Genomic DNA, 16,918 nt, shown 5'->3' on the forward strand with positions numbered 1-16,918 from the left:
GGATTCGGCGGGCGAGCGGTCAACTTGGTTCTAAAACCAAAGGCGCAGGTTGGGGCAGCAGCTTGGTTTAGCGGCGGTTGTCTTCGCCGGCCAGCATGCTCAGGTAGCTTTCGTAGCGGGGCAGGGCAATCTTGCCTTTCTCCACGGCCTCGTGAATGGCGCAGCCGGGCTCCTCCACGTGGCGGCAATTGTGGTAGCGGCATTGGTTGAGCCGCTCGCGCATTTCGGGGAAGAAGTGCGCCAGCTCCCCGGGCTTGATGTCGACCAGGGCCAGCTCCTTGATGCCGGGTGTGTCGATGAGGTAGGTGCCGGGGCGCACGTCCAGCATTTCGGCGAAAGTGGTGGTGTGCTTGCCCTTGTCGGAATACTCGCTGATATAGTCCGTGCGCAGGTCGAGGTCGGGCACCAGCGCGTTGATGAGCGTGCTTTTGCCCACGCCCGAGTGCCCCGAAAGCAGGGTGGTTTTGCCATCGAGCAGCGCGTCGATGGCGTCGAGGCCGGCGCCGGTTTCGGCCGAGCAGCGCAGCGTGGGGTAGCCGATGCGTTCGTACAGCTTCTGCACCTGCCCGAGGTAATCGAGCAGTTCCTCGTCGTAGAGGTCGATTTTGTTGAAGACCAGCGTGGCCGGAATGCTGTAGGCCTCGGCCGTCACCAGAAACCGGTCGATGAAGCCAAACGAGGTGGCCGGCGAGGCCAGCGTCACCACCAGCAGGGCCTGGTCGAGGTTGGCGGCCACAATGTGCGCGTGCTCGGTTTTGTGCACCGAGCGGCGGATGATGTAGTTGCGTCGCGGCTCAATGTGGTCGATAACACCGGCGCCCTCGGTTTGCTCTTCCACCGAAAACTCCACCACGTCGCCCACGGCCAGCGGGTTGCTCACCTTCAGCCCCTTGTGCTTGAATTTGCCGCGCAACCGGCAGCGGTGCAGCGCCAGCGTGCCATGCTCACGCACGATATACCACGAGCCCGTGGATTTGACGACGGTTCCGGTCATGAGGGAAAAGGGGTTGCGGATGGGGAGGTAACGCCAGTGGAAGTAGTGCCCGGAAGCCACGCGCGAATAGCGTGCAGGATGCGCTGGGTGGCCCCGGCCTGCTCGTGTACGTAGGTGCGGGCCCGGGTCCCAAGCTGCTGTCGTCTGGCGGGTTCGGCCAGCCACGTCGCCAGGTGCTGTTCAAGTTCCGTCGGGTCGTGCACTACCACGGCGCACCCGGAGGCCACCAGGTCGCGGGCCTCGCGGAACTTCTCGTAGCGGGGCCCAAACAGCAGCGGCAGCCCAAAGGCCGCGGCTTCCAGCGTGTTGTGCAGGCCCTTGCCAAAGGCCCCGCCGATGTAGCCCACGTCGCCCACGCGGTACAGCTCCCGCAGCAAACCAATGTTGTCGATGAGCAGCACGCGGGCTTGCGCCACCGTGGCGGGCGTGGCCTGCGAATAGCGCACTACCTGGCCTGGCAGCGCCTGCTCTACTTGCTGCAAATGCGGCTCGTTGATTTCGTGCGGCGCCACGATAAACCGCGCTTCGGTAGCCCAGCGGCGGAAGGCCGGCGCCAGCACTTCCACATCAGGCGGCCACACGCTGCCGGCCACCAGCACGGACGCGTTGTCGGCCACAAAAGCTTCTACCAACGGCAAGTGCTTGGCCGCGGTGGCGGCGGTATCCACCACGGTATCAAAACGGGTGTCGCCCACGGCCGAGGCGTGGGGAATGCCGGCGGTGCGCAGCAAGGCCACGGACGCTTCGTCTTGGGTAAAGATATGCGCGAACTGACCCAGAATGCGGCGAAAAAAACCGCCCCAGGGCTTGAAAAAAGCCTGTTGCGGCCGGAAAATAGCCGACACGCAAATGACCGGTACACCCTGGCGCTTGAGTTCGGCGAGGTGATGGTACCAGAACTCGTACTTCACGAACACGGCCAGCTCGGGCCGCACGGCGGCTACGAAAGCCCGGGCGTTGGCGGCCGTGTCGAGCGGCAGGTAGAACACGTAGTCGGCGCCCGGCCACTGGCGGCGCACCTCGTAGCCCGAGGGCGAGAAAAACGTGAGGACGATGCGGTGCTGCGGGTATTGCCGCCGGAACGCCTCCATCAGCGGCCGCCCTTGCTCAAACTCGCCCAACGACGCGCAGTGGAACCACACCCGCGGCGCGACATCGGCAGCCAGCTGCTGGCTGATGTGGGCCAGCAGGTTGCGGCGGCCGTCGGTCCAGAGCCGGGCTTTGGGCACAAACGGGGCTACCAGCCGCAGCAGCAAGCCGTAGAGGCGCAGGGCAAACGAATACAGAAAAACCAAGGGCGAACAAAGAAAAGCGGGTGGCAAAGGTACGCAGGCCAGCACGCTGCCGCATACCCATCAACGACAACGCCCCAGCCGATATGGCTGGGGCGTTGCGAATACAAGCCTAGAAAAGCGAAACGCTATTGCAGCGCGCCTTGCTTGCTGAGGTAGTTGGCTACGCCTTCGCGGGTGGCGTGCATAGCCTCTTTGCCTTCTTCCCAGTTGGCGGGGCATACTTCGCCGTTTTTCTCGAAGTACTGCAGCGCGTCCACCATGCGAATGGCTTCGTCGATGCTGCGGCCCAGCGGCCCGTCGTTCACCAACTGGTGGCGCACGATGCCGTCTTTGTCGATGAGGAACAAGCCGCGGTACGCCACGGGCGAACCAACGTAGGTCATCTGGCCTTCTTCGTTGTAGTCGTAGTGGCCGCCCAATACGTCGTAGTTCGAAGCAATGGTTTTGGTGGCGTCGGCTACCAGCGGGTAGGCTACGCCTTCGATGCCGCCCTTGTCGCGCGGGGTTTGCAGCCAGGCAAAGTGAGAGAAGTGCGTGTCGGTCGAGCAGCCGACCACGGCAACGCCTTTGGCCTCAAACTCGGCCAGACGGTCCTGGAAAGCAATAATTTCGGTGGGGCAAACGAACGTAAAGTCAGCCGGGTAGAAGTAGAAGATGACGTGCTTCTTGCCCAGGTAGCGGTCAAGCGAAAATTCCTCTTCGAATTCGCCGTCGATAACGGCGGTAGCTTTGAACGAAGGGGCGCGCTTGCCAACGAGAACTGCCATGGTATGTAGGTTGGGGGTGAAAAAAAGAAAGGTGGAAATGCGGAAGGAGAGGAGAATCGGCCCGAATGGCCATGTGTGGGTGGAGGCGCCGCAGCGTCGGGCAACGTCCCGAAAAAGCAGGGGTTACGACTCGGCCCGCACGCCGGTGATGTGCAGCGAAAAGGAGCGGGGCTGGAAGTTCTCGAAGCCGCGGGCCGCGAAAAATTCCTGCAGCAGCCGGTCGAGCTGCGGGTCGCAGTAATCGATGATTTCCTGCGTGTCCTGGCACACCAAGTGGTGGTGGTTGCTGCAGTCGGGGTCGTAGCGGCGGCGGGTGCCGTCGGCATCGGCCACGCGGCGCAGCAAGCCGGCCGCCACAAACGAATCCAAAGCCTTGTACACCGTGCCCAGCGACACCGTGGGGTGGGCCGGTCGCACCTGCCGGAACACCTGCTCAGCCGTGGGGTGGCCCGGCAGCGTCAGCAGGGCTTCCAGAATGGCCAGGCGCTGCTGGGTGGCGCGCAGGCCAGCAGCGGCCAGCCGCTCGCGTAGCTGCTCGGGTTCAGGTAAGGACGTGGAAACGGCGGGTAAGCTCACAGATAAGAATGATTCTCCGATGCAAAGGTAGCTGTTAAAGCTTTTCGCCAGGGAAAAGGTTTCGTTTCTGCGGGCCGTAGGCGCACCTAGCGGCCTTTGAACTCGGGCTTGCGCTTCTCCACAAAAGCCGCCATGCCTTCCTTCTGGTCTTCGGAGGCGAAGGTGAGGTAGAAGTTCTTCCGCTCGAAGTGCAGGCCTTCGTCGAGGTGCGTCTCGAAGGCTCGGTTCACCGATTCCTTGGCCAGCCGCGCCGCCACCGGCGACATTTCGGCAATGCTGGCGGCCAACCGGAACGCTTCTTCCAGGTACTGGCCCACCGGCACCACGCGGTTTACGAGGCCCGCGCGCTCGGCTTCGTGGGCCGAAATCGGGCGGCCCGTCAGCACCATTTCCATGGCGCGGGCCTTGCCCACGGCGCGCGTCAGGCGCTGCGTGCCGCCGGCGCCGGGCATCACCCCAATCTTGATTTCGGGCTGGCCAAACTGCGCCGTTTCCGAGGCCACAATCATGTCGCAGGTCATGCACAGCTCGCAGCCGCCGCCCAGCGCAAAGCCCGATACAGCGGCAATCAGCGGCTTTTTGGTCTTGCGAATCTGGTCCCACACCGAAAACTGATCAACTACCAGCATGTCGATGGCCGAGCGGCCGGCCATCTGTTTGATGTCGGCGCCGGCGGCAAAGGCGCGCTCGTTGCCAGTCAGCACAATCACGCGCACTTGGTCATTGTCATCTAGCTCTTTGAGCGCCGCAGCTACTTCCTGCATCAGCTGCAGGTTCAGCGCGTTCAGCTCTTTGGGGCGGTTCAGCTCAATGAGGGCGACTTGCGGGCGGGCGTCGGGGGTTACGCGAATGAATTCCATGAAGGGGAGGGGAAGAAAAGAAAAGGCAAAACCGGAGCTGTCCGGGCATTAGGCGGCTGGCGCCCGGCTCACAAACTGAAACGTCTGGCGGGTGCGCTGCTCCAGCAACAGCTCACGGCCGTGTGTCAGCTCGCCGATGGCTTCAGGCGTGTAGTTTTTGATGGTATACAGCTCCAGGCCGGTGTTGTAGTAGATGGTAAACTGTTCGCGCAATTGCTCCAGCAGCTTGCGCACGCGGTACTCGTGCCAGTCGGTGCACACCGAAAAGCTGATGGCCGAGTTCTGCATCAGGTTGATTTTGAGCCGTACCTGCGCCAGCGCCCCGAAAATTACCTCCAGGTTTTCCTCCGAAATGAACGTAAGGTCCTTCGACTCGAAGGAAATCAGGCACTGATCGGTCTTGCGGATGTAGGCCGGCACCAGCGGTGCGTGCTTGCAGTCGTGAATCTTGGTGCCCTCGGCCTCGGGGTCGACAAACGACTTGACAAACAGCGGAATGCCGCGCACGGCCAGCGGCTTGATGGTTTTCGGGTGAATCACCGAGGCCCCGTAGTACGCCATTTCGATGGTTTCCTGGTAGCTGATTTCGGGGTAGCGCACCGTGTTCGGGAAAATCTTGGGGTCGGCATTGAGCAGGCCCGCCACGTCCTTCCAGATCGTCACCGACTCGCCGCCGAGGCAGTAGGCCAGAATGGCGGCCGTGTAGTCGGAGCCTTCGCGGCCGAGCGTGGTGGTTTGGCCGCTGCTGGTGCCGCCCAAAAAGCCCTGCGTGAGCACCGGGCCGTGCGGCAGCATGGGCAGCACCTGGTCGCGCAGGTTCCGCTCGGTGGTGGGCCAGTCGACGCGCCCTTCGCGCCAGGTGTGGTCGGTACGAATGAGCGGGCGCACATCGAGCCACTGCGCGCCGGTGGCCGCGGCCACAATGCAGGTGGCCAGCAGCTCGCCGTAGCTCACAATCTGGTCGTACTGCCGGTCGTAGTCGCCTTTGGTTACGTTGCCGAGCCGGTCGCCCAGTTCTTGCAGCAGGGTGTAGAGCGCGCCGCATTCGACTTGGCCTGCGGCATTGCGCGGCGCCTCGGGCAGCAGCTCTTCGGCCACGCCCACGTGAAACTGCCGGAGCGCCTCCAGCGGCTGGGCGTAACATTGGCCCTCGTAGGCGAGCTGAAACAGGTGTTCGAGCGCGTTGGTGGTCTTGCCCATGGCCGATACCACCACCAGCAAAGGCTGGTTGGCGGACTGCCGCCGAAGGATACGGTGCAGGTTGCGAATGGCGGCGGCGTCTTTGACGGAGGCACCGCCGAATTTGTATACGCGAAGCGGAAGCGAAGGCAGCATGGGGTCAAAAGTAGAAAAACGGCCCGCAGATGCGCGCGAAAACCCGTAGTTTTGCCTATCCAGACATTGCCTTTTCCCCTTTCCTTACTGCTGATATGGACAATCACTCCGACCGCCTCGCGCTACCGGTAGGCACTACTCTCGACCGGTTTATCATGCGCAAGCAGGAAGATTTCCCGTACGCTACCGGCGAACTGTCGCAGCTGCTGCGCGACATTGCCCTGGCAGCTAAAATCGTGAACCGCGAAATCAACCGTTCGGGCCTCATCGACATCACCGGCGCCTACGGCCAGCAAAATGTGCAGGGCGAAGAACAGCAGAAGCTCGACGTCATTGCCAACATCCGCTTCATCCGCGCCTTGCGCAACGGCGGCGAAGTCTGCACGGTCATTTCCGAAGAGGAAGAGGACATGATTCAGACCGGCAAAACCCAGGGCAAATACGTGGTGGCCATCGACCCGCTGGACGGCTCGTCGAACATCGACGTAAACGTATCCATCGGCACCATCTTCTCCATCTACCGCCGCCAGTCGCCCATCGGGCAGGAGGGCACCATGGAGGACTGCCTGCAGAAAGGCGTGCACCAAGTGGCCGCGGGCTACGTGATTTACGGCTCCAGCACCATGCTCGTGTACACCACGGGCGCAGGCGTCAACGGCTTCACCTACGAAGCCTCGCTGGGCGAATTTTTCCTCTCGCACCCCAACATCACCACGCCCAAAACCGGCACCATCTACTCCATCAACGAGGGCAGCGCCAACACCTTCTCGGAGGGCGTGAAGCAGTACGTGCAACACTGCAAAGACCAGAATTTCTCGGCCCGCTACATCGGTTCGTTGGTGGCCGATTTCCACCGCAACCTCTTGAAAGGCGGCATTTACATTTACCCCGGCACGGCGAAAAATCCCAACGGCAAGCTGCGCCTGATGTACGAGTGCAACGCCCTCGCCTTTGTGGTAGAGCAAGCCGGCGGCAAAGCCAGCACGGGCCTCAAGCGCATCATGGAAGTCGAGCCGCATGACATGCACGAGCGGTGCCCGCTGTTCATCGGTTCCACCGAACTGGTGGAGAAAGTGGAAGACTTCATCCGCAAAACCGAAACCATCGACGCGGCCCAGGAGGCCTAGTCTCTTCAGACCTGCATTAAAAAAGCCCTGCCGACGTATCAGCAGGGCTTTTTTGTGCCCGGAAGCGGCTAAAGCCTACTCGCTTTTCTTGCGGCTGCGCTTGGGTTTGGTGTCGCCGGCTTCGGGGTTTTCCGAAGCATTGTCGGCGCCAGCCGTTTGGGCCGGTACGGCACCGGCCGTGCTCAGCGTGTCGGTGGTAGCGTCGGTTTCTTCGGCGTGCGCAGCGGCTTCGTCGCCAGCAGCAGCTTCGGCCGATTGGTATTCCAGGCGGTTGCTCACGGCTCCGTACCAAGTCACCAGCTTCTTAATGTCCGACATATACACGCGCTGCCGGTCGTATTCGGGCACTACCTCGCCCATAAACTTGCTCAGCGCCGCGTCGTCCGATTTGCTGGTCACCGGCAATTGCTTGCCGTACTTCTGGTACACGCGGTCAAACACCTCCGTCAGCGGTACGGTGTGGTCGGGGTCTTCCGTGTAGATGGAAATTTCGTGCAGCAGCGACACCTTGTTGCGGGCCGAAGCCACCGAGCGGCGGCTTTGCTCGTCGAGCGTTTCCACCAGCACACCGTTGTGTGCGGGGCGCACCAGGCGGTACAGGCCGCTCATGCCGCTGATGGCGGCAATTTCCCTCAGGTCGTAGGGCATAGGAGAAAAAAGTTGTGAAAGAAAGGCAGGACTACTGCGCAGTGTTGGCGCCGGCCGCTCCCAGTTTAAAGGAAACGGGCAAGCTGGTCAGAATGGGGTAATCGGGTTTCTTGAATTGCAGCAGCTTCACCACGCGTAGGGCTTCCTCGCCGCAGCCACCGCCAATGTTCTTCACCAGCTTCACGCCCGACATCGTGCCGTCGGGGTTCAGCGTGAAGCTCACGATACAGGTGCCTTGAATGCGGTTGCGGCGGGCCATCAACGGGTACTTCAGCTCTTTTTCGATGAAGGCGTACATGGCTTCCTGCCCGCCTTCGTAGTACTGCGCTACAGCAATGGTTTTGCCGATAGTGCCCGCACCGGCTTGGCCAGCACCAGTGCCGGCAACTGGCGTTTGGGCGTCGGCTGGCGTTACGTCGGGCGCTGGGGCACCCGCGGTTTCGGTCTTGGTTTTCACTTTCACTTTCTGCTGCGCCAAGGCCGGCGCGGCAGCAAAGGCTAGCAGGGCCAGGGCCAGCGTGAAGGTGGTTTTTTTCATGGGTGAAAGAGAAAAGAGGGGGGTGGAGAAATCAAGGAATGAGGAAGCCGAGAGCAGGCAATTACAGGGCCAATCTACGCATTCCCCTCCGCTTCCCGTAGCTGCTGATTCACTTCGTCGATGAAGCCGAGGACTTCCTCGCGCCCATCTCGGCCCACGGCCGAGGTAACGAAATGCCGCGGCAGCTCGTCCCAGGTTTCTCGCATCTTTTCCAGGAACGTGCGCACGTTCTGGGCCGTGCGTGAGCCCGACTGCTTGTCGGCCTTGGTGAAGACCAGTACAAAGGGCACGCTCATTTCGCCGAGCATCGTGATGAACTCAAGGTCAACCGCTTGCGGCGGTAGGCGCGAATCGATGAGCACAAAAACGCACGACAAATTGGTGCGTTTTTCCAAATATGCCCGAATCATTTTCGCCCAATTCGCGCGCGATTCTTTGCTCACGCGGGCATACCCATAGCCGGGTAAATCCACCAAATACCATTGCTCATTAATCAGAAAATGATTGATGAGTTGGGTTTTGCCCGGCAAGGAAGAGGTTTTGGCTAAACCCGACCTACCAGTCAGCATATTTATCAGCGAGGATTTTCCCACGTTGGAACGCCCAATGAAGGCGTATTCCGGCAAAGCAGGCTCGGGGCACAAAGCCACTTGGGTATTGCTGCAAATAAAACGGGCGTCGCGAATAACCATATGAAAGGGGCGAAAAAGCGAAATTGCAACCGGCAAAAGTAGGCACAAGCTCGATGACGAACGTGCGTAAGCCAAGGGAGTTCGTGTTATTTTTTTGCCGGTTTTCTTGCAGTTATAATACCGCTTCTATATTTGTGCGGCTCAACGTATCCCCATGCAGGTATTTTGCATCCGGCAATTTCTCTGCTTTTCGCGCCGAAGCACTGTAAAAATAGATTGCACCGGGCGAAGGTCGTATTATAAAATTTCTATCTTTGTCCGCCGCAATCTTCGTTTTTGGGGGTTTGCGCGCGGTTTTAGCCTGACTGCTGCAGTAGCCGACTGCAGTTCTTTTTGCTGAAATCAAACGCCGACAACTAACCTTGAGTCGGGTTTTGAGTATATAGGGACGCTTTTGCCTACCCCCGACTCTTCTTCCCAAGGAGTCTTCATCAAGCGAAACGCCACCACACTCCTTCTCGCAACTCCTTATTTCAAACTCCCCTTCAAATGGACAACTTCGTCAGAAGGTTACTACAGGCTTCTTGCGCAATGGCCCTGACCGCTGCCGTGGCTCAGCCTTCCATGGCGCAGAGCACCCGAAAGCAGCTCAAGACCGCCAACAAATTCTGGGAACAAGAGAACTACCGCGCGGCCATTCCATTCTACGAGCAGGTACTGGCCAAAGAGCCCAACAACGCCCAGGCGCTGTTTCGGGCAGGTATTTCCTACATGTCGTTTGATAAGGAAAAAGCCAGCGACTACATCTACAAAGCCCAGAAGCTCAAGCCGAAGGTTTCGAAAGATGTGGAATACTGGCTTGGTCGTGTCGACCACCTGAACTACAACTTCGACGAGGCCATCACGCACTTCCAGGCGTACAATGCCACGCTGAAGAAGAAAGACACGCGCCGCGCCGATTTGGCCCAGCTGATTCAGCACGCCAAAAACGCCAAAGTGCAGTTCAACTCGCCCAAGGACATCTTCGTGAAGAACCTGGGGCCCACCATCAACTCGGCTTACTCGGAGCACAGCCCCGTTATTTCGTCGGATGACAAGTTGCTGTTGTTTACCTCGCGTTCGGAGAACGTGACCGGGGCCAACGCCAGCGGCGACGACGCCAAGAAAGGCAAAGGCAACGTGGCTTCGGACGGCGAGTACTACGAAGACATCTTCGAGTCGAAGCGCATTAGCGAAGACGAATGGGAGAAACCCCGCTCGCTCTCGGGCGCGCTCAACGGCAAAGGCCACGATGCCTCCATTCAGGTGTTCGACAACGACACCAAGATGCTGATGTACCGCCAGGACGAAAATGGCGACATCTTCTACTCGGAAAAGAGCGGTGCCGACTGGACCGAGCCCAAGAAGCTGAACGGCAACATCAACTCCAAGCAATTTGAGTCGGACGCCTACATCACGCCCGACGGCCTGACCATTTACTTCTCGACCGGGAAGTACTCGGAGGACGGTCGTCTGGACATTTACTACGCGACCCGCCAGCCCGGCGGCGACTGGGGCCCAGCCAAGAGCATCGGCAACGCCATCAACACCAAGTACGACGACGACAGCCCGTACCTGAGCCGTGATGGTAAGACCCTGTACTTCTCGTCGCGCGGCCACAACACGATGGGCGGCTACGACATTTTCAAGTCGGTGTACGACTCGATTGGCAAGAAGTGGGGTGCCGTGGAAAACATGGGCTACCCCGTGAACACGCCCGACGACGATACCTACTACCGTCTGTCGCCCGATGGCTCGTACGCTTACCTATCGTCGTACCGCATTGGTGGCTATGGTGAAAAGGACATCTACACCATCAACTATATCAAGAACGTCACGGTGAAGGGCAAGGTCTTCTCGTCCCGCGACAGCACGACGGTCATTCCGGGTGTAGAACTGGTGTTCAACGGGCAGACGGCCGACAAAACGGCCATCAGCTTCCGCGACGTAACCAAGCCCGACTCAGGCAACTACGCCGTGAATGTGTTGTCGGGCCGTACCTACCAGGTGGCCTTGTCGAAAGACGGCAAGAACATCACGACCGAAGAGTTTGCGGTGCCCATCGTGACCGAGGATTCAGCCACGATTACCAAGAACTTCTACGTGCCGTACGTGGACACCACGAGCATTGCTGGTGCCGGTTTCAAGAAGATTTACTTCGACACCGACAAATACAACCTGCGTCCCGAGTCGGTACGTGAGTTGAACAACATTGCCAGCCTGCTGAAAGCCAACCCTGGCCTGAACATCTCGATTGAAGGCCACTGTGACTCGCGCAACACCGACGAGTACAATATGGTGCTTGGTCAGAACCGCGCCAACTCGGCTTACAACTACCTGAAGAAAAACGGCATCACCGAAACCCGTATGGTAACGGTAAGCTATGGCGAGCGTCGCCCGGCTGCCCCGAATGATTCGCCGGAGAACATGCAGCTTAACCGCCGCGTGGAATTCCAGCCGATTCTAAAGGAAGGCCAGACCTTGCAGGACGTTATGACGGCTCCCGGCGGCGGTGCTTCTACTACGCCGGCCACCGGCACCGGCACTACGACCGGCGCAACGGGTAGCGGTACCAGCACGCGCACTGCCGCGCCGCTGGCCCCTGGCAAAACCAAGATCAAAGCCGCTGACGGCACCAAGGTGAAAACCAAGGTGGACGAAGACAGCGACAAAGTGAAGGTGAAAACCGAAGCTCCGACCGGCGAAAAGAGCAAAACCACCACCAAGAATGGTGAGCTTGACTCAAAAGCCAAAGAAGCTACCGGCGACAAAACCAAGGTGAAAACCAAAAACGACTAGCGCCCATCAGCGCCTGGGTTTGCAAAACGGGTCGGACAGTGTCCGGCCCGTTTTTTTGTTTTAAGTAAGCTGTTCTCGTTGCAGCCTTGTAAACAAGTTCAGCTGCAATTAACCAGCTAGTTAGGGGCGTGTCTGGCCGAGGGCTATGTTGTTCGAGATGCCCGAAACGACGCATTTTCTAACAATATGGCGTGCGGCTCGTTCTATTTGGGCAATTTGCGGCTTCTTTCGCCGTTTGCTTGACCACTCATGAGCGTAGTTCCCTACAAAGACGACCCCACGGGCAAGAAGTCCCAGGTTGCCCACATGTTCAACAGCATTGCGGGCAAGTACGACTTCCTGAACCACTTCCTGAGCGCGGGAACCGATATTTACTGGCGCCGCAAGGCCGTGGGTGAACTGCGGCAACTGCGCCCGGCCCGCATTCTGGATATTGCCACCGGCACCGGCGACTTCGCCTTCGAAACCCTGCGTGTGGGGCCGGAGGTGCAAGTGACCGGCGTGGACATTTCGGAAGGCATGCTGGAAGTGGGGCGGCGCAAGGTGCGCGAGCGGGGCTTGGGCCACCGCATCGAGCTGCAACTGGGCGACTCGGAGAACCTGCCGTTTGACGACAATACGTTTGATGCGGTTACGGCCTCGTTTGGGGTACGTAACTTCGAGAACCTGCCACAGGGCTTAGCCGAAATGCGCCGCGTGCTGCGGCCGGGTGGCAAGCTGGTGATTCTCGAATTTTCGAAGCCGCGCACGTTTCCCTTCAAGCAGGCGTATAACTTTTACTTCCGGCACATTTTGCCGGTGTTTGGCAAACTGATTTCCAAGGACCAATCGGCCTACACGTACCTGCCCGAATCGGTGCAGGCGTTTCCGGACGGCCCCGCTTTTCTGGCCGTTCTTCAGCAGGTTGGTTTTACTTCCCCTCAATGGCAACCGCTCACGTTCGGCATCAGCTCCATCTACACCGCCACCAAATAGCCCGTGCCGCAGGCCTGGGGCTGCTGCTGCTCTTTCTGCTGCCTGGCGCGGCCTCGGCCCAAAAAGGCAGCCAAACCAAAGCCAACCGCGGCAAAGGCGGGCGGGTGAAGTCGGTGACGGTAAACAACCTGCCGGGCTACGACGACCGGTGGTTTCACCCGGGTATCTACATCTCGTTCTACGGGTCGCGCTACCGCCTCGAACACTCGCAAACCTACGTGAGCCGGCTCAACAGCGGCGCGCCGATTACGGCCAACGCGGTGGTTTCGCCGGGTTTCGGGGTGGGCTTCATCGGCGACGTGCGGTTGACGGATTACCTGAACCTGCGCTTCGCGCCGGGCGTGAACCCGCTCTATGAAAACAAGGTAGAGTTTAAAGGAAACAGCACTACTACCGACCCGATTGTGGATCAGGAAGTGAGTACCACGCAGGTGGTATTTCCGCTGCTGCTCAAGTACAAATCGGAACGGCGGCGCAACACGCGGATGTACATGATTGGGGGTGTAAAGCCCAGCATCAACATCGGCCAGCGCAAGCGCGACCCGGCCCGCAGCCTGCTGGAATTGGGTAGTTCGGATATGGCCATCGAATATGGGGTGGGGCTGGATTTGTTTTATCCGTTCTTCAAGTTCGCGCCCGAGCTGCGGTTTTCGCACGGCCTGACCAACCTCATTCAGCCCGGTACCGACCAATACACGCGCAGTTTTCAGCGCGTGCGCAGCAACTCGGTTACGCTGTATCTGAACATCGAATAAGGAGGCAGTTGGCTGGACAAGTAAATGGCTGCTAGTTTCAACGAAAAAACGAATGGTCGTTTACCCATCCAGCCATTTTACCATTCATTACCATGCGCATTGCATTCATCACCGGCGCTTCGTCGGGTATTGGCCGCGCCACGGCCGTGGCGCTGGCCCAGGCGGGGTTTAAGCTGGTAATCACCGGGCGCCGGCGCGAACGGCTCGAAGAGTTGGCCCGGCAGTTGGCAGGTACGCCGGCGCACATCCTCACCTTCGATGTGCGCGACCGGGCCGCCGTAGATGCCGCAGTAGCCAGCTTGCCCGAGGAATTTCGGGCCGTTAACGTGCTGGTGAACAACGCCGGCAACGCCCACGGCTTGGCGCCCATTCAGAGCGGCGACCCAGTGGACTGGGATGCCATGCTCGACAGCAACGTGCGCGGGTTACTGAACGTGACCCACGCGGTGCTGCCCGCCATGCAGGCCAAGCGCAACGGTTTCATCGTCAACATCGGCTCCATTGCCGGACACGAAGCCTACGCCAATGGCAACGTGTACTGCGCCTCTAAAGCCGCCGTGGCGTCGCTCAGCAAAGGCATGCGGCTGGATTTGATTTCTCTCGGCATTCGGGTGGCGGAGGTGAACCCCGGAGCGGTACAAACCGAGTTTTCGGAGGTGCGCTTCAAAGGCGACACCGCCCGCGCCGAGAGCGTGTACCAGGGGTTCGAGCCGCTAAAGCCCGAGGATGTGGCCGAGGTCATTCAGTTCATCGTGACGCGCCCGCCGCACGTAACCATTTCCGAAGTCACGATTCTGGCCGGGGCACAGGCCGCAGCTACCACCATCATCAAACAGCCCGCTTCGTAAGCGGGCTGTTTGCCTTTACACGGGGGCGTTTTGGGCACTCAACTGGCGAAGCACAGAGGCGTTTAACTCGTGCCCGCCCGCGAAACCAATGACCTGCGGGTGTGCTCCGTGCTGGCGTAGCAGTTGCACTTGTTCTGCCACGCGCGAAGCCGATACGTACGCGTCGGTGTCGCCGCAGACATAGGTGATTTTGGGCAGGGTTGTCAGCAAGTTCTGGACGGCGGCTGGGTCGACGTCTTCGGGAAACGAACTGGCCCACAGCACGAGGTGAGCTGGTCGAAATGCGCTTCGTAGCAGCCAACGGCTGAGGGTGGAAGCGCCCTGCGAGAAGCCCAGCAGGGTGACGGGAACCCCAGGCGGGCAGCAGGCCTGCAGCTGGCCCAGCAGCTGATCAAGGTAGCGGGCGTAGTCCTCAATTTCCGTGAGGCGGTCTTCGCGGGTCATCCAAGTCGCGCCCACGCGGCCGCTGGTGCCTTGCAGGTAAAACTTGGAGAGGCCCTCAGGGGCCACCACCACGGTGCCGGGTGCGTGCTCGACTACCGTGCGGAAATGCCGAATGAAATACGCGGCCAGCTGCCCGTAGCCGTGGCACACCACCCACAGCCGTTGGGCCGTGGCCAGGTCGCCAAGCTGATAATAGCGGGCCGTGCGGGGCACCACCAAGCGGTGTTCGTGCGCGTCCATCGGGCAGCGGCGGCTAAACTAGCTGCGGGCCGGCAGCACGTCGGCCATGAACTGGAAGGGCAGCAAGTCGGTGAGGCGACGGAAGCGCCAGATAGTACCGTCGGGGCCCGGCAGCAGCAGCGGAATGGGGTCGGCCTGGCGCTGCTCGAACTCGGCCATTACCTGCCGGCACGCGCCGCACGACGTAACGGCTACAAACTCGCCGCCCTGGGGCCGGGCGGCCACGGCCATGCACCGGATGGTGCGGCCGGGTTGGCTGGCCATGCCGAAGAGCACGGTGCGCTCGGCGCAAAGGCCCGAGGGGTACGCGGCGTTTTCCTGGTTGGCGTTGGAGGCGATGCTGTCGTCGTCGAGCAGCAGCGCGGCACCCACCTGAAAGTGGGAGTAGGGCGAGTACGACAGCGCGGTAGCGGCTTGGGCGGCCTGCCAGCAGCGGGCTTCGGCAGGGGATAGTTCCGCCTCGGTCAGCACGTCGGCAGTGATGGTCAGGTTCAGGGTTTGGGCCATCGAGGGCGCAAATTCAGCGGGGAAAGAAGAACATAAGCCGCCGCAAAGGCAGCCCCCGTTGGGCTACGGGGGACGAAAATAGTACATTTCGGGCGCAATTACACTGCCTGCCCTAGGTTGGTAGCATTGGCCTGACGTTCCAACTTCCAGCCCTGGGCTCTTCGCCCCGACCTTTTCCCCATGACCCGAATTCTGTTGCTCGGTGCCGGCCGCTCCGCTTCTTCCCTGATTCAGTACCTGCTGGGCTACGCCGCCGCCGAAGACTGGAACCTGACCATTGCCGATGTAAACCCCGCGCCGCTGACGGTGCTGCTGGCTCCACACGCTGAACGCGCCCAGGCCGTAGCTTTCGAAATCAGCCAACAGGAGCGCCTGAGTGAGCTGGTAGCGGCTCACGACATTGTTATTTCGATGCTGCCAGCCCTGTTTCACCCGGTGGTAGCCAAAGCCTGTCTGGCGCATGGCAAGCACTTAGCCACTGCCTCCTATGCCACCGACGAAATCCGCGCCTTCGACGCCGCGGCCCGCGCCGCCGGCCTCACCATCCTGATGGAATGTGGCCTCGACCCTGGCCTCGACCACATGTCGGCGCTGCCGGTGATTGAAGAAGTCCGGGCCGCGGGCGGGCAGCTCACGGCGTTCAAATCGTACTGCGGCGGGCTGATGGCGCCCGATTCGGAAGGCGACAACCCGTGGCGGTACAAGTTCACCTGGAACCCGCGCAACGTGGTGCTGGCGGGACAGGGCACGGCCAAGTACATCGAGCACGGCCACCCGCGCTTTATTCCCTACCAGCACCTGTTTCGCCGCGTCGACACGCTGACGGTGCCGGGCTACGGCGCGTTTGAAGGCTATGCCAACCGCGACTCGCTGAGCTACCGCCCGCTTTACGGCCTCGAAACCATTCCCACGATGCTGCGCGGCACCCTGCGGCGGCCCGGCTACTGCGGCGCCTGGGCCGCACTGGTTGGCCTGGGCCTCACCGACGACAGCTACCACCTCGGCAACGCAGCCGAGCAGCCCTGGACCGACGTGCTGGAATCGTTCCTGCCGCCCGCCGCGGCCAACCAAAGCATGCCGGAACGCACGGCCGCGCATCTGGGCCTGGCACCGGACAGCTCCGAAATGCAGCGGCTGGCGTGGCTGGGCTTGTTTGGTCTCGAGCCGGTAGGCCTGCCCGATGCCACGCCGGCGCAACTGCTGGAAAAGCTGCTGACCACCAAATGGCAGCTGCAACCCCACGACCACGACATGATTGTAATGCAGCATCTGTTCGACTATGAGCTGGCCGGCGTGCGGCACCGGCGCACGTCGTCGTTGGTCGTCATCGGCGACGATGCGGTGCACACGGCCATGGCCAAAACCGTGGGCCTGCCACTGGGCATGGCCGTGCGGCGATTGGCGCGCGGGCAGGTGGCGCACCGCGGCGTGGTCATTCCCACGCACGCCGATTTGTACGAGCCCATTCTGGCAGAGCTGGCCGCCGACTACGGCATCAGCTTCGTGGAAAGCGAGGAAACGCTCGGCTAGTTTGCCGCC

Annotated in this window: 17 protein-coding genes; 6 read left to right on the forward strand and 11 right to left on the reverse strand. The window is 60.7% G+C overall.

Annotation, left to right across the window (positions count from 1 at the left end; translation table 11 throughout):
- Window positions 1–67: 67 nt before the first annotated feature.
- From rsgA to F0P96_RS03190, 6 genes are all read right to left on the reverse strand, one after another.
- Window positions 68–994, reverse strand: coding sequence for a ribosome small subunit-dependent GTPase A (gene rsgA / locus F0P96_RS03165; protein ID WP_151077277.1), 927 nt, complete (start codon window positions 992–994; stop codon window positions 68–70).
- A complete protein-coding gene (locus F0P96_RS03170) occupies window positions 991–2,289 on the reverse strand; it encodes a 3-deoxy-D-manno-octulosonic acid transferase (RefSeq protein WP_151077278.1) in 1,299 nt (432 codons plus the stop codon). The genes rsgA and F0P96_RS03170 overlap by 4 nt, the downstream gene beginning before the upstream one ends.
- Before the next feature lie 125 nt (window positions 2,290–2,414).
- Window positions 2,415–3,056 carry a peroxiredoxin gene (locus F0P96_RS03175; RefSeq protein WP_151077279.1) on the reverse strand — a complete coding sequence of 214 codons (642 nt, stop codon included), beginning with the start codon at window positions 3,054–3,056 and terminating at the stop codon, window positions 2,415–2,417.
- A 123-nt stretch (window positions 3,057–3,179) separates the two neighbouring features.
- A complete protein-coding gene (locus tag F0P96_RS03180; RefSeq protein ID WP_151077280.1) occupies window positions 3,180–3,632 on the reverse strand; it encodes a Fur family transcriptional regulator in 453 nt (150 codons plus the stop codon).
- Between the two features lie 86 nt (window positions 3,633–3,718).
- Complete coding sequence (locus tag F0P96_RS03185; RefSeq protein WP_151077281.1) at window positions 3,719–4,492, reverse strand: enoyl-CoA hydratase-related protein; 774 nt, start codon at window positions 4,490–4,492, stop codon at window positions 3,719–3,721.
- A 48-nt stretch (window positions 4,493–4,540) separates the two neighbouring features.
- Complete coding sequence (locus tag F0P96_RS03190; protein WP_151077282.1) at window positions 4,541–5,827, reverse strand: aspartate kinase; 1,287 nt, start codon at window positions 5,825–5,827, stop codon at window positions 4,541–4,543.
- Between the two features lie 95 nt (window positions 5,828–5,922).
- On the opposite strand from F0P96_RS03190, the gene fbp reads away from it, so the two are divergent.
- The gene (fbp, locus tag F0P96_RS03195; protein ID WP_151077283.1) at window positions 5,923–6,954 is read left to right on the forward strand and encodes a class 1 fructose-bisphosphatase; all 1,032 of its coding nucleotides are present in this window, start codon (window positions 5,923–5,925) and stop codon (window positions 6,952–6,954) included.
- Between the two features lie 75 nt (window positions 6,955–7,029).
- On the opposite strand, the gene F0P96_RS03200 is transcribed toward fbp, so the two are convergent.
- The 3 genes from F0P96_RS03200 to yihA form a co-directional block, all read right to left on the reverse strand.
- Window positions 7,030–7,602 (reverse strand): DUF5606 family protein, encoded by a 573-nt coding sequence (locus F0P96_RS03200; RefSeq protein ID WP_151077284.1) that lies wholly within the window; start codon window positions 7,600–7,602, stop codon window positions 7,030–7,032.
- 31 nt (window positions 7,603–7,633) lie between these two features.
- Window positions 7,634–8,140 (reverse strand): energy transducer TonB, encoded by a 507-nt coding sequence (locus F0P96_RS03205; RefSeq protein ID WP_151077285.1) that lies wholly within the window; start codon window positions 8,138–8,140, stop codon window positions 7,634–7,636.
- 74 nt (window positions 8,141–8,214) lie between these two features.
- Entirely contained in the window at window positions 8,215–8,832 is a 618-nt protein-coding gene (yihA, locus tag F0P96_RS03210; RefSeq protein ID WP_151077286.1) for a ribosome biogenesis GTP-binding protein YihA/YsxC, read from the reverse strand.
- Window positions 8,833–9,363: 531 nt separating this feature from the next.
- Between yihA and F0P96_RS03215 the strand changes: the two genes are divergently transcribed.
- From F0P96_RS03215 to F0P96_RS03230, 4 genes are all read left to right on the forward strand, one after another.
- Window positions 9,364–11,610, forward strand: coding sequence for an OmpA family protein (locus F0P96_RS03215; RefSeq protein WP_235917364.1), 2,247 nt, complete (start codon window positions 9,364–9,366; stop codon window positions 11,608–11,610).
- A 249-nt stretch (window positions 11,611–11,859) separates the two neighbouring features.
- On the forward strand, window positions 11,860–12,585 hold the full coding sequence (ubiE, locus tag F0P96_RS03220; RefSeq protein WP_151077287.1) for a bifunctional demethylmenaquinone methyltransferase/2-methoxy-6-polyprenyl-1,4-benzoquinol methylase UbiE: 726 nt from the start codon (window positions 11,860–11,862) through the stop codon (window positions 12,583–12,585).
- Complete coding sequence (gene porT, locus F0P96_RS03225) at window positions 12,534–13,340, forward strand: type IX secretion/gliding motility protein PorT/SprT (RefSeq protein WP_151077288.1); 807 nt, start codon at window positions 12,534–12,536, stop codon at window positions 13,338–13,340. The genes ubiE and porT overlap by 52 nt, the downstream gene beginning before the upstream one ends.
- A 92-nt stretch (window positions 13,341–13,432) precedes the next feature.
- Window positions 13,433–14,188 (forward strand): SDR family NAD(P)-dependent oxidoreductase, encoded by a 756-nt coding sequence (locus F0P96_RS03230; protein ID WP_151077289.1) that lies wholly within the window; start codon window positions 13,433–13,435, stop codon window positions 14,186–14,188.
- A 15-nt stretch (window positions 14,189–14,203) separates the two neighbouring features.
- Here F0P96_RS03230 and F0P96_RS03235 read toward each other — a convergent pair whose 3' ends face one another.
- On the reverse strand, window positions 14,204–14,872 hold the full coding sequence (locus F0P96_RS03235; RefSeq protein WP_151077290.1) for an alpha/beta hydrolase: 669 nt from the start codon (window positions 14,870–14,872) through the stop codon (window positions 14,204–14,206).
- A gap of 18 nt (window positions 14,873–14,890) precedes the next feature.
- Window positions 14,891–15,379, reverse strand: coding sequence for a cytidine deaminase (locus tag F0P96_RS03240; RefSeq protein WP_151077291.1), 489 nt, complete (start codon window positions 15,377–15,379; stop codon window positions 14,891–14,893).
- Window positions 15,380–15,559: 180 nt separating this feature from the next.
- Between F0P96_RS03240 and F0P96_RS03245 the strand changes: the two genes are divergently transcribed.
- Window positions 15,560–16,909 (forward strand): saccharopine dehydrogenase C-terminal domain-containing protein, encoded by a 1,350-nt coding sequence (locus F0P96_RS03245; RefSeq protein ID WP_151077292.1) that lies wholly within the window; start codon window positions 15,560–15,562, stop codon window positions 16,907–16,909.
- The last annotated feature ends 9 nt before the right edge of the window (window positions 16,910–16,918 follow it).

Origin of the sequence: Hymenobacter busanensis (assembly GCF_008727865.1) — a bacterium.
GTDB classification, from domain to species: Bacteria; Bacteroidota; Bacteroidia; order Cytophagales; family Hymenobacteraceae; genus Solirubrum; species Solirubrum busanense.

Excerpts from the sequence above, each read along its gene's own strand:
- F0P96_RS03190 (WP_151077282.1), bottom strand. The coding sequence starts at position 5,827 with ATGCTGCCTTCGCTTCCGCTTCGCGTATACAAATTCGGCGGTGCCTCC.
- ubiE (WP_151077287.1), top strand. The coding sequence starts at position 11,860 with ATGAGCGTAGTTCCCTACAAAGACGACCCCACGGGCAAGAAGTCCCAG.
- F0P96_RS03185 (WP_151077281.1), bottom strand. The coding sequence starts at position 4,492 with ATGGAATTCATTCGCGTAACCCCCGACGCCCGCCCGCAAGTCGCCCTC.
- F0P96_RS03205 (WP_151077285.1), bottom strand. The coding sequence starts at position 8,140 with ATGAAAAAAACCACCTTCACGCTGGCCCTGGCCCTGCTAGCCTTTGCT.
- F0P96_RS03175 (WP_151077279.1), bottom strand. The coding sequence starts at position 3,056 with ATGGCAGTTCTCGTTGGCAAGCGCGCCCCTTCGTTCAAAGCTACCGCC.
- rsgA (WP_151077277.1), bottom strand. The coding sequence starts at position 994 with ATGACCGGAACCGTCGTCAAATCCACGGGCTCGTGGTATATCGTGCGT.
- F0P96_RS03200 (WP_151077284.1), bottom strand. The coding sequence starts at position 7,602 with ATGCCCTACGACCTGAGGGAAATTGCCGCCATCAGCGGCATGAGCGGC.
- fbp (WP_151077283.1), top strand. The coding sequence starts at position 5,923 with ATGGACAATCACTCCGACCGCCTCGCGCTACCGGTAGGCACTACTCTC.
- F0P96_RS03230 (WP_151077289.1), top strand. The coding sequence starts at position 13,433 with ATGCGCATTGCATTCATCACCGGCGCTTCGTCGGGTATTGGCCGCGCC.
- F0P96_RS03240 (WP_151077291.1), bottom strand. The coding sequence starts at position 15,379 with ATGGCCCAAACCCTGAACCTGACCATCACTGCCGACGTGCTGACCGAG.
- F0P96_RS03215 (WP_235917364.1), top strand. The coding sequence starts at position 9,364 with ATGGCCCTGACCGCTGCCGTGGCTCAGCCTTCCATGGCGCAGAGCACC.
- F0P96_RS03235 (WP_151077290.1), bottom strand. The coding sequence starts at position 14,872 with ATGGACGCGCACGAACACCGCTTGGTGGTGCCCCGCACGGCCCGCTAT.
- F0P96_RS03245 (WP_151077292.1), top strand. The coding sequence starts at position 15,560 with ATGACCCGAATTCTGTTGCTCGGTGCCGGCCGCTCCGCTTCTTCCCTG.
- porT (WP_151077288.1), top strand. The coding sequence starts at position 12,534 with ATGGCAACCGCTCACGTTCGGCATCAGCTCCATCTACACCGCCACCAA.
- yihA (WP_151077286.1), bottom strand. The coding sequence starts at position 8,832 with ATGGTTATTCGCGACGCCCGTTTTATTTGCAGCAATACCCAAGTGGCT.